Origin of the sequence: Brevibacillus sp. BC25, from assembly GCF_000282075.1 — a bacterium.
GTDB lineage: Bacteria > Bacillota > Bacilli > Brevibacillales > Brevibacillaceae > Brevibacillus.
Genome location: NZ_AKIX01000117.1, coordinates 37,676 through 48,841 on the forward strand (window position 1 = coordinate 37,676; position 11,166 = coordinate 48,841).

At 48.1% G+C, this 11,166-nt stretch carries 10 protein-coding genes; 2 read left to right on the forward strand and 8 right to left on the reverse strand.

Features of this window, described 5'->3' with window-relative positions:
• Positions 1-107 precede the first annotated feature (107 nt).
• Positions 108-932, reverse strand: a complete 825-nt coding sequence (locus PMI05_RS25705; protein WP_007728278.1) for an RDD family protein — start codon at positions 930-932, stop codon at positions 108-110.
• Positions 933-1,009: 77 nt separating this feature from the next.
• Here PMI05_RS25705 and PMI05_RS25710 point away from each other — a divergent pair, with 77 nt between their 5' ends.
• A complete protein-coding gene (locus PMI05_RS25710) occupies positions 1,010-1,990 on the forward strand; it encodes a stage II sporulation protein M (RefSeq protein ID WP_007728280.1) in 981 nt (326 codons plus the stop codon).
• On the opposite strand, the gene PMI05_RS25715 is transcribed toward PMI05_RS25710, so the two are convergent.
• Genes PMI05_RS25715 through PMI05_RS25735 form a run of 5 tightly spaced genes read right to left on the reverse strand, consistent with a single transcriptional unit; the run spans position 1,957 to position 6,980 of the window.
• Positions 1,957-3,327 (reverse strand): DUF58 domain-containing protein, encoded by a 1,371-nt coding sequence (locus tag PMI05_RS25715; RefSeq protein WP_007728282.1) that lies wholly within the window; start codon positions 3,325-3,327, stop codon positions 1,957-1,959. The genes PMI05_RS25710 and PMI05_RS25715 overlap by 34 nt on opposite strands.
• Positions 3,278-4,198: a MoxR family ATPase gene (locus PMI05_RS25720; protein WP_007728285.1), complete on the reverse strand. Its 921-nt coding sequence runs from the start codon at positions 4,196-4,198 to the stop codon at positions 3,278-3,280. The genes PMI05_RS25715 and PMI05_RS25720 overlap by 50 nt, the downstream gene beginning before the upstream one ends.
• Positions 4,199-4,206: 8 nt before the next feature.
• The gene (locus tag PMI05_RS25725) at positions 4,207-5,331 is read right to left on the reverse strand and encodes a DUF4350 domain-containing protein (RefSeq protein ID WP_007728287.1); all 1,125 of its coding nucleotides are present in this window, start codon (positions 5,329-5,331) and stop codon (positions 4,207-4,209) included.
• A complete protein-coding gene (locus PMI05_RS25730; protein ID WP_007728288.1) occupies positions 5,324-5,950 on the reverse strand; it encodes a DUF4129 domain-containing protein in 627 nt (208 codons plus the stop codon). Before PMI05_RS25730 ends, PMI05_RS25725 begins: the two co-directional genes overlap by 8 nt.
• Positions 5,943-6,980 carry a hypothetical protein gene (locus PMI05_RS25735; RefSeq protein ID WP_007728289.1) on the reverse strand — a complete coding sequence of 346 codons (1,038 nt, stop codon included), beginning with the start codon at positions 6,978-6,980 and terminating at the stop codon, positions 5,943-5,945. The genes PMI05_RS25730 and PMI05_RS25735 overlap by 8 nt, the downstream gene beginning before the upstream one ends.
• Positions 6,981-7,165: 185 nt before the next feature.
• Between PMI05_RS25735 and PMI05_RS25740 the strand changes: the two genes are divergently transcribed.
• Complete coding sequence (locus PMI05_RS25740) at positions 7,166-7,834, forward strand: hypothetical protein (protein ID WP_007728290.1); 669 nt, start codon at positions 7,166-7,168, stop codon at positions 7,832-7,834.
• 242 nt (positions 7,835-8,076) lie between these two features.
• Here the strand turns inward: PMI05_RS25740 and PMI05_RS25745 are convergent, their stop codons facing one another.
• Together PMI05_RS25745 and PMI05_RS25750 are read right to left on the reverse strand one after the other, a co-directional pair.
• Complete coding sequence (locus PMI05_RS25745) at positions 8,077-9,225, reverse strand: glycosyltransferase family 4 protein (RefSeq protein ID WP_007728292.1); 1,149 nt, start codon at positions 9,223-9,225, stop codon at positions 8,077-8,079.
• Positions 9,226-9,258: 33 nt separating this feature from the next.
• Positions 9,259-11,046, reverse strand: a complete 1,788-nt coding sequence (locus PMI05_RS25750; protein ID WP_007728294.1) for a CotS family spore coat protein — start codon at positions 11,044-11,046, stop codon at positions 9,259-9,261.
• Positions 11,047-11,166: the final 120 nt, after the last annotated feature.

Consider the following 11,166-nt stretch of genomic DNA (forward strand, 5'->3'; position numbering starts at 1 on the left):
GAGGTTTCATTATAACATAGAAAGTTTTTGAAGCAGCATTTTGCTGAATAATGGGAAAATAAGTCGAAAAAAGAAAATACCGCCACTATTTTTGGCGGTACCTCCCTTTATTTTCGGAGTTGAAATTCGCTTTGCAACTGATTGTGCAGCCTTTGCAAAAACTGGATCGGGTCTTCCTTGGTGTTCTGTTCGTCAACAAGCTCTAATTTTTTGCGCATGATGCTGGCAATTTGATTCCCGAGTTCATATTTTTTCGCTTGAGTTAAAGAGGATAATCTGCTGATAAAGGAGGAAAGCAGCTGCCAGTCCTCTCGGGTAATCGCCTGTTTCTGGCGCTCATCAAGAACGAGTAGCGCATGATTCAAATCAAAGCCGTTTGGCTGTTTGTCTTTCTTTTTCTGAAAAAGAGTCGATTGCTGGCCTGACTCCACCACGACAATTGTGCCCGCTACCATATCGCCAATTCGCTTATCACGGGGGTGAAAAAAGCATACGAGCGCCCCGAGAAAATAACCAGTTGGAATTGCGTCAATGATACGAAACAGATTCCGGATCGTTGAGGAAACAAAAGTCGCAGGCTGTCCGTTATCACGGATGACCCGGATTCCCACCAGCCTTTTGCCAACGGTCTGTCCGCCCCAGAATGCTTCCAATAACCAATAGTAGCCAAAATTCACTACGAAGATAACCAGGAGGACGATGGCCAACACGTAGTTGTCAGAATCCAGGAAAAAACCATCTTCATTTCCAAATAAAACTATACCAAACAAAATAAATACAGTAAGATTAACCAGGAGCAAGATTCCTGTATCAATCAGCATCGCAGTGGCGCGGCTACCTAGACCTGCCGTCTGAAATCGCAGCATAACATGCTCGGGCGTCACGACAGACGCTTCTCGATTTGCCCCACTGACGTATGTCGGTTCATTCATGATATTTTTCTTCCCCCCCTCGAAACTTTGAGGTTTTTTCGAGTTTTACACACGCGCTAATGAAGGAGGCATTATACATGGATATTACCTCGTTTTGGCACAAGCATAAAGCCTCTTGGGCCGAACTGGAACAATTAGTGGAGCGTTTTACCCGACAACCTCGACACATTAGTGCTACCGATATTGATCGCCTGACTCAACTATATAAGAAAACATCTGCTCATTTGGCCTATGTGCGCTCCTACCATCCTGCAGACGAGATCACACTTTACTTAAATCAACTCGTCTTACGTGCACATAATTTGGCGTACAAGCAGCGAATAGGCAGCTGGCAGCAGCTCAAGCATTTCTTTGGTAGCTACTTGATGGGTCTCGTACATAAGCGAATGAGCTTCATTGGTGTGGCAGCGCTTCTCTTCATCATCGGTGGTATTTCTGGCTTTGCCGCCGTTATGGTCGATCCACTCAACCTGTATTATGTATTGCCACAAGGGATGGCTGAGCAGATCGATCCATCTAGGCTGGGAGAAGGGCACGAATCTCTCGACAGTCCGGTCATCTCCACGATGATTATGACCAACAACATCAAGGTTGCGATGCTGGCCTTCGTCAGTGGAATAACGTTTGGAATCGTCCCTATCTACCTTCTCTTGTTCAATGGCCTTCTGGTTGGAGCTTTGGCAGCCGTCTACTATCAGGCAGATAGCAGCTATGCGTTTTGGGCCTACATTTTGCCACACGGCGTGATTGAGCTGACTGCCATTTTCATTGCTGGCGGAGCAGGTCTTCACATGGGGTACCGTCTGCTTGTGCCCGGCCGGTACGCACGAAGACATCAATTTTTGGAGGCGGCAAAAGAATCAGCGTATCTACTATTGGCTACCATCCCACTTTTGTTCATCGCGGGAATCATCGAGGGCTATATTACTCCATCGAGTCTCTCACTCGAAGCCAAGTATATCGTAGCTGTCGGCACATTGCTTTTGCTGATTGCCTGGTACCTCCTCGGATACAGACCCAATTCTCACAAAGCTTCTCTTGATTTGATATCCAAATAAGTATTGATAACCGTTAGCGTCAATTGATCGGCCGGAACGTCCAGTACCTGGATACCCGCGCCGATCATTTTTTGTTGAAACGCCCTGCGATCGAGCTGGAACCGTTGAGCTACCGCCTTCGTAAACGCCAAGCTGCTGTTGCTCGTGTCTATATGACTCCATTCATGCAGAAGAGGATCTGCCAAAGACAGCAGCAAGAGCAAATGCGAACGGCGCATCCGCCACAAATAATTGCTCAACTGATCTTCGACGAGGTAGTTTTCCATATCTGAAAAAAGAACCACCAAGCTCCTTCTCTTCTGCTGGCGATTCAAAAATTCAAGCGCCTTCGCCGGATCAGCCTCTACAAAATCACTCGTCAGGTTGTAGGTTGCCTCCAAAAGGGTGTGCAAGTGGCGCAGCCCTCTACCTGGAGGTATGTACGTCTTGATCTCATGCGAATAGGCTAGTAGCGCTACCTGATCTCCTTGACGCAATGCCACCGCTGCTAACGTGAGCGCAGACTCCAGTGATCGATCCAGTCTCGTCTGGTTATCCAGCTCAACACCCATCAACCTACCGCAATCGACCAGTATGGTAATCACCTTGCCATGCTCTGGTCGATATTGGTTCGTCATCAGACGGCGGGAGCGTGCTGAAGCAGACCAGTTAATCATCCGAGGATCATCGTCAGGCACGTAATCGCGGATCGCATGAAATTCCGTCCCAGCTTTTGCCCTGCGCATGATTTTTTTCCCGTCGACGATCAGGCTCTCCTGCAACGAAGCCAAATAGCCACGAACGGCTGAAAGGTCAGGATATACCTTGATCGTTTGTTCACACGCAAAGCGGCTTTGGCGATACCACAAGCCGAGCTTGCCATGCCACCGCATGTAAAGCCATCGGAACACGTACTCTCCGCGTTCTTTTCCTCTTGTTTCAAAACTTATGTTAGTGAAAGGTTGCTCCATCACACCTGTGACCGGTCCGGCTTCTTCAAATGACAACGGAAGATCATCTACGATGGAGTACGCAACGGATTGCCCGCTTCTGTTCGCCAGCTCAAGCTCGATCAAAAACGATTGTCCGATATCCGTCTGCTCAGGCAAGATTCGCTGGATCGACAAGTCTCGGCGTTTAGGGATGGTCATCCAATCCAAGATGCTAGTGATCAGAAGTAAACCGTTGTACAAAAAGAATGTCGAATAACCAATCTCCAGTAGAAATCCGACGATCGCGATGGGTGTGCCTAGCAAAACTGCCACAAGCAGTCGCTTCGATGGCAAGACAAAACGGTCTGCCAAAAAATCAGCGAGGAACTGGAATAGCCGCCAGCGTCTCTTCGATGATGTGGTCACTGGTACCCCCCTCCAATTCTACCTGCGGTGACAGTATGAGTCGGTGCCGCAATGCAGGACGGGCCACCATCTTCACGTCATCAGGCGTCACAAACTTGCGATTGTCCAAAAGTGCCCAGGCTTTACTCGCCATCAACACACCGATTCCAGCACGAGAGCTGGCACCTAAGAGCAATCGTTTCGTTTCGCGTGTATTCCGAATCAGTGTCGTGATGTACTCCAAAATCGAATCATCCACAACCACTTCTTCTAATTGGCGTCGCTTCTCCAAAATCGCCTCCCATGTAAAGAGCCGCTCTTGATTACGCTCGTGGCTACGCTTGTTGGGAATATGTTTGGCGAGGATTTGCTTTTCGTTTTCATGCGAAGGATAGGACATCGTTAGCTTGAACAAAAAGCGATCAAGCTGAGCCTCCGGCAACACATACGTTCCTTCGTACTCCACCGGGTTTTGCGTAGCGACGACGAAAAACGGATCTGGCAAAGGATAGGTGACACCATGAATCGTCACTTGCCCTTCCTCCATTGCTTCTAAAAGGGCCGCTTGGGTTTTCGGGGGAGTCCGGTTGATCTCGTCCGCCAGCAATAAGTTAGTGAAAACAGGACCTTTGATTGTCTCAAACTGGTTTTGCTGCATATTGAACACCACGTGACCAATAATGTCCGATGGCATCATGTCAGGCGTAAACTGGACGCGTTTGCTTACGCCCCCCATCAATTCCGATAAGGTCCTGACCATTTTCGTCTTTCCGATACCAGGTACACCTTCTAGCAAGACGTGTCCACCAGCAACCAAAGCTGTTAGCAGTAGCCGAACATTTTGCCGCTGACCAACCAGCTCTTTTTCCATTTGTTGCAACAATTGCTCCACAGTTGTTGTCACTCCTTCTCCAGACGCTTCGTAATCTCATCCAACAAAAGACTGTCTGCAAGCAAGCTCTTCGGCGAGTATCGCCCTTCGTTTTTTGCCTGTTCAAGTCGTTCCAATAGATGAGCGAATTTCTCTACCTCTTGATTTGTCCATCTTGTTTTGGCATATCGCACAATTTCCACACGATCAGCCCGTTGGTGCACTCCCCACCGATCGTACAACAGCTGTCGCATGTAAGCCTCTCGATGTCGTAACGCATCCTGTGCCAGCCCTCTTCGCTCATACCAGCTAGCCACGGCGAGCAACGTCTCATCACCACGTCGCACCGTCCATTCCCTAAGCGTATAGACCGGTCCGAAACGTTTTCCTCTCCACCACACATACAGCAACAGCAGGATACCGAGTTGTATGCAGGCAGCTATGAGCCACCCCGGGTAGATCGCCAAAAAACCTGGTTTTTCCTGCAAGCCGTGATGGTATTCGTCTACCCAAAGGACCGACCAATCTCCTTGTACGTACGGCCAGATCGCTTCAAAGTGGGACAGTCGATCAATTTTTTGATTGGTTAGCCATTCCGGTACGAGAAAAAACGTGACACTGCCATCTCCCACTTCTGTTCTTCCTCCGAGTATCCCCTGATCGTCGTAGAGAAGTGGCTCCATGTCGTCATCTTCTAAAAATCTAAATGAGGTCTCTGCTTTGCCCATGAACCTACCCTGAACGAGAGGTCCCTGAATATTTCGCTCCTGATTTTCTTTATCCCGGATGTACTCCGTATAAAAGGGAAGGTCTTCCCACTCTGGTCTCGAGTGAAAGAGAATCAGGTCATTGCCTTCACTGACCCAATCCAGAATGTCTATTTGTTCCTCTGGCATCAGTCTTTCCGGCTCTACTACGAGCATGGCCTGCCCAGTTGCTGTTGGTAAAAAACGCATAGGCTGCCGCCATTCCTTTACCTGCTTGCCTTTTTCCTCCAGTAATACGAGCACAGCCTTGATTCCGCTCGGCTGTGCAGAAGAAGCCAAGTACGGTGGAAGAGGCTCAGCTGTAGGCTTGACAATCAACCAGCCCACGATGACGAGCAGCAAGGTAGCCACAACAATTCCGACACGATAGGTGCGCAAACTATCCATGCTGTCCCTCCTCGCGCCAGATGCCTTCCAGTTCGTTTACACGCTGCCAGAACGACGCTTCATCAACAAGTGCTTGCCCGTACCAAACAGCGTCGAATTCTCGTGCGAAGCTGCCGAACACATCGCGTAAGCTCGGTTGATTTGCCTCAATTTCTTCTGCGTATTCCCAATTCGTTTTCCATTTCTCCACACGAACCCATGATTTCATTTGCAAATAAACCAACAACGCCAAAAATAACGAGCGTTCTCCTTCCCGCCATTCTCCTCGCGCTGCTTTTTCTTTCGCATCACGCAAATAGTCTGCATGAGAACGTATTTTTTCACCTTCCATAAACAGAGGTCGATGCTTCTTCTGTACCCAAATCATTCTGCGGAACAACCAGTAAATGATGCCGACCAGTCCCAGTACTGCCATAATGAGCACGAGTGTAGATACGGTATTAGCCGCACCAGATGGAATACTGGTCCACTCAAAAAGATCGGCGATCAACTCGATCACAAACTCCATCGCTCTTTGAATCCAGTTCTCTCCACTGCCTTGGGGCAAATTGAACTCGTCTCTGGCTAGAATCTCTTGTAAATGCTCCTTGTCATCTACCCAAGGACTCGTGCTAATCATGTGTAACTCCCGGCTCTTGTGCAGGGGTAGGAGTTGTTGGTTCTACTGGTGCAGATGTGGCAAGCTGACGGCTTACTAGCTCTTGTAAATCTGTCCCGTCTTTTCTCACGCGCAGATCAAAGTAAGCCAAAGCGTAAACAATGGCCATCCAAGGGCTCAAGAGGCAGGTAAGTGCAACCAGAATAATTTGCGCGAGGATAGATGTACCTAATACGCTAGTGAGTGCTAATTGCATGCCGCTTGAGAACATCGAGTAGATCACACTGAGAACAACAAAAATACCGAATAAACGCCAAAAGTTTCCTTTTGTCAAATTCCAGCTCTGGCCGATTCCGACACCATCACGTTCGAACAGAACGAGCGGCATATAAAAACCCCAACGAATTAAGAAAAAGCCCGGTACGAGCATCATCCCAGCAATTAAAAATAAATAGCCAAATAAAACCAAAACGATCATAAGCACAATGCTGCCTTCATCTGATGGATCAAACATGGTTTCCAATGTCATTCCACCGGCGAAGGCGATCACAACGAAAATCAATCCATATACGATGACAAATGCTGTCGACACTGCAAACGCGATTACTCCATATAGGAAAGTACTGCCCGCGAGCGGCCAAAATCGACGAAGTGCCCCCTTCAAGGCATCTTTTAAGCTCAAGGTCTCTCCCTCGAGTGCAGCCTTCGTCAGTAAAATCGAACCGGAAATCATTTGCGGGTAGGCGATGATCAAAAGGATTGGTGCGACAAGAAATATGAATATGAGCAGCATAGGCAGGCTTTGTGTCATAAATTCTTCTTGTCCGGCAAATCTTGCGCCTAACGATTCTGCAAAGTCCATACCTTCTGTATCTTGTGCGAGCAAAGGCACTCTGGTAAGGTCAACCAGAAGCAGTTGCTGCAGGAGTAACAATGGACCGAACCAAATTAAAGCCAACAAAAAGAATGCTCCAAAATGCTGGCGATACACAGAAAAGCTCTTGTCCAACAGCTTCCCCACTCCCATGGGGGCAATCGGCGTACGATTCATGAGAAACCTCCATCTTTCTTTTTGAGATTACCTGATAAGTATACACGATTTTCCTATTTTTTTAAAAAAATCATCTAATTTTGCTAATGTTTTCCTGCCTGATTTTGTCAAATCAGGTGTTAGTCCAATGCGGTCGCCCCCCTGCTGAATATGATATTGCATGTATAGGAAGGAGGGTATTGACTTTGAAAGCATTGAGAAAAAAGAAGCTAAAAGCAAAGCAAGCCCGCTGCAAGAAGCGATCTACCAGACGCAAATCCAAAAGTCTGCTCAGGCAATTACGCCGTTTTGTGCGTATCCATGTTCGCGCACCTCGAGTGAATGTGACCACCCCCTTTCCACAAGTAGAAGCCCCTGATGTACATGTAGAAGCACCTGTTGTACAAGTAGAAGCACCCGTTATACATGTAGAACCGCCTGTTGTACAAGTAGAAGCACCCGTTATACATGTAGAACCGCCTGTTATACAAGTAGAAGCACCCGTTGTACATGTAGAACCGCCTGTTGTACAAGTAGAGGCACCTTATGTACAAGTGGAAGCTCCGAAGCCAATCGTCATCCCGGCACCATTAGTGAAGGTAGATGTCGAAGCGGAAGAATCAGCGGATCAAGCATGTATAGAAGGGCTTCGTCAAGAGCTCAGCAAATGCCTGAGAAACGATCAACTTGTGGAGGTCTTACTGACGACGGATTGGGGACCTGAGAGTCGTTCTTACCGAGTCGGCAAGCTTCTTAGAGTGGATGAAGGAATCATTGAATTACAGACCTTAACCTCCTCACGTACAAACGGAGCCTCTATCCTGATTCCTATCACCCACATCGTCGCGATTATTCCAAATGCAGAACCTTATTGAAAAAGCTGATATTCTGCGAGGCTTTAGGTTTGCCTAAAGATGCGGGGAGTCTGTGCGTAGTAGATTCCCCGCATCTCCCCCCATTTCGTGCAATATGTATGTGGGACAAGCCCTTTTGTTCAGACAGGCCTGTCCACTCTAGCAGGACATTGCATGACTCTTTTGTCTCGAAGGTATGAATAAACGCCCACTTCTCCGATCTCTTTTGCGGGAAGTGGGCTGATAGCATTCACTTTTGGGTTTTACCTACCACTGTTATTCCATACGTCTAGCACTTCTCTTGCGACTCGATCCCATGTAAATCTTTGTTCGGCAAGCTGACGTCCACTTCTCCCCATTTGACGTTGGAGATCGCGGCTGGACAATAGTTGTTTCAGTTGTACAGCAAACGCTTGAGGGTCCTCCGGCTGCTCGACCAACAGTCCATTGCCTCCGATGATCACCTCAGCATTTCCACCCCGTTTTGTCGTGACAAAAGGCAGACCGGCAGCCATCGCTTCATAATGGACACGTGCCAGTGGTTCCTCCCATTGCGAAGGACAGACAAAAACGTCTCCCGCCCAGAACCAGTGGTGAATCTGATCTGCCGGAACAAATCCCGTAGTAATAACCGGAACAGGCGAACGATTCGCTAATGAGCGTACATATGCTGCATAGTCACTGATTTTATTTTCACCGTACCAGGACCCTCCAACCAAGACGAGAGCGATGTTGGAATGGTAGGAGCGGAGTTCATTCATCGCACGAACCAGAATGTCGGCTCCTTTTTTCGGCGTCAATCGTCCTACAAACAAAATCACTTGTTTGTTGCCAAGATTATGCGTCGCCCGCAATTCCTGACGAATCTTTTGCGCCGTATTGGATCCTGCCACCGGAACGAATGTTTCCAAGTTCACACCTGAATAAATCGTGCGAACCTTATTTGCGGCTTCTGGATGCAACGAGGCAATGACCCGGCCGACATAATCACTGATGGTGATGATACTCTCCGTTTCAGCAACGGCTCTAGCAGCTTCTGCCTGCCCTATCTTTACCGGATCAAACATATCATTGTGCATACTTAGAATGATACGTGCGTTCGGGCATACTTCACGAATGATGGGAACCATCCGCGGTCGGTTAAAAACATGGATGACATCATAGTTGTTCGCACTCAGGAAAGCGGCTACTTCGCGTGCATAGATCTCGAAAACACCTTGACCATCTACTCGCACATAACGCACATTGCGAACATTTTCATCCTTCGGTAGCGTGGGATCCGACGTTCCCAGGATAGTCAGCTCGTGATGCCTCCCTAGAATATCTGCAATCCCTGCAATATATGTCTGAATCGCTCCCCCTCGTATAGGAGGAACTGGCAATTTTTCTGTACAGACCATGATAACTTTCATCCGTATTCTCCTTTCCCGTTCCGCCTTCTTACATTAGTTGCCTCTCGTCTTCTTTGATTTTTGACGCTGCTTCTTCATCTGATTGTTGATGAATTTACGGCTTGGTTTCGCCGCCTTGGCAACCTTTTTGCTCCTGTTGGAAGTGACGGTCCGGGACTGCTCTTTAGACGTCCACAAAGTTCCTTTTTTGTTTTTCCCTTGACTTGCGGGTTTTGCTTGTGGTGATTTGGCCTTTACATTGATAGAGACCTTTACTCTCCTTTGAGGCTTGCTTGACTTATTGCTGCTGCTTTTTGAGACAGCTGAGCTCATCCCCCGTTTTTTGTTTCGACGAACGAGGTTTCGTGCTTCGCTTGTAGCGAGTGGCGCTGATGGCGTAAAAGGAACATTTCCCGAGAATGAGATTCGAGTTCTGCGAGTAGTGCTTTGTTCTGCCTCTGCCGCTTCTCGCTGGCTTTCTTCCGGTATAACTGGCGTTTTATCGCTTGCAGGCTCCTTGACTTTGGACTCTTTGTCTTTGGATCCCTTCACCTTAGACACTTTTAACTTGGACTCTTTTACCTTGGACACCTTGCTCTTGGACTCTTTGTCTTTCGGCGCCTCGACCAAAGACTCTGTCGGTGGAGTGGATACCGCAACAGGGATGAATTCCTTGATACCCGACGCCAGCCTTTGCGGTTCAACTACTTCCGTTATTTGGTCATAGTTGCCCGGTTCGTATTTGCTGATGTCTTTTGCGAGCTCTGCCAATGCCGCATCTTTCGTTTTATCCCCCGTCAACACTCGCTGCAGAATGCCTTCCGCTTCCGTCGACAGAAAGATTTCGGGATCATAAAACATCTCTTTGAGGTGCTTATAAAATTCGTTTGGCACTGCCATGTCATTTAAGAGCACTTCAAACGATTCGCGATCCAGTGGATTTGCCTTATGATAGGCTTCGATCATGCCGCGCATCCAGGTTACATCCCAGACGCCCATATCATCCATCGTACTGGTGATGAGCTTGCGCAAATCCCGAAACGGCAAATCGTACGACACGCCATCCAGGTCGATGACCCAAAGCCCTCCCGGACCATTTTGACCATTTGACCAGCCATAATCTTGGTGCACTAATCCCCAGTGTGCCTCTCCCGTTTTGATCATTTTCGGATAGGCAGATGCTTTTAGTTTCTCTAAGGCTGCCCATGCTTGCTGTTCATAGTGATCGACGACGGCCAAAATGGATTTACTTGCTGGTGTTTCACTGTAGGCTTTTGCTACTTCCCGCATCCACCCGATTTTTTTGGCAATCTTTTGATAATGATTGGGCCAACGATATAAACGGGAAGAGTTTTTGGCTCCTGCGGGCGGAACATAGCCTTTCGAATGACGATGGAATTCACCAAGACCGTAGCAAAGCTCTTGCGCGCCTATCAAATCTACTTTTGTTGCCGGTTGCAAGGCAATCCAATCGGTAACAATCCAGAGTTTCCCACCCTTTTCCACATATAGACTGCCATTTCGGGCAGGAATCAGTGCTGGTACCCTTGCCCCCTGTTTGACGACGTATTCTTGGAAAGCCACACTATAGAGACTGCGTTCAGGCGTACGGTGCAGTACCTTTAGGCTGCGCGGACCTTTATCTGTCTCAATGCGCCAAATAGCCCCGCCTTTGTCTGGCTTGGAAGTAATGAGCGTACGACTCTTCACCGACATGTCATACTCTTTGATCACTTGTTCTGCGATCGCATCTACTTCCGGTGGCACTGTCATATCCCAGTTAGCCGGCGTTTCCACATTCCCTTCTCGGGTATCCCATGGCTTAATCACATATTGTTCCATTCCATTCCCCCCACACTCCTGTGGTGATGCCTTCGTCCTTCTCCATAAGCTATTCGCTATATCCTTATCTCGAACCGGACAAATATCATTGGGAGTCTGCCAATTCGTTATTCGCACAGG

Coding starts and splice junctions, on each gene's coding strand:
- PMI05_RS25705 (WP_007728278.1), bottom strand. CDS start 932: ATGAATGAACCGACATACGTCAGTGGGGCAAATCGAGAAGCGTCTGTC.
- PMI05_RS25710 (WP_007728280.1), top strand. CDS start 1,010: ATGGATATTACCTCGTTTTGGCACAAGCATAAAGCCTCTTGGGCCGAA.
- PMI05_RS25725 (WP_007728287.1), bottom strand. CDS start 5,331: ATGGATAGTTTGCGCACCTATCGTGTCGGAATTGTTGTGGCTACCTTG.
- PMI05_RS25730 (WP_007728288.1), bottom strand. CDS start 5,950: ATGATTAGCACGAGTCCTTGGGTAGATGACAAGGAGCATTTACAAGAG.
- PMI05_RS25735 (WP_007728289.1), bottom strand. CDS start 6,980: ATGAATCGTACGCCGATTGCCCCCATGGGAGTGGGGAAGCTGTTGGAC.
- PMI05_RS25745 (WP_007728292.1), bottom strand. CDS start 9,225: ATGAAAGTTATCATGGTCTGTACAGAAAAATTGCCAGTTCCTCCTATA.
- PMI05_RS25750 (WP_007728294.1), bottom strand. CDS start 11,046: ATGGAACAATATGTGATTAAGCCATGGGATACCCGAGAAGGGAATGTG.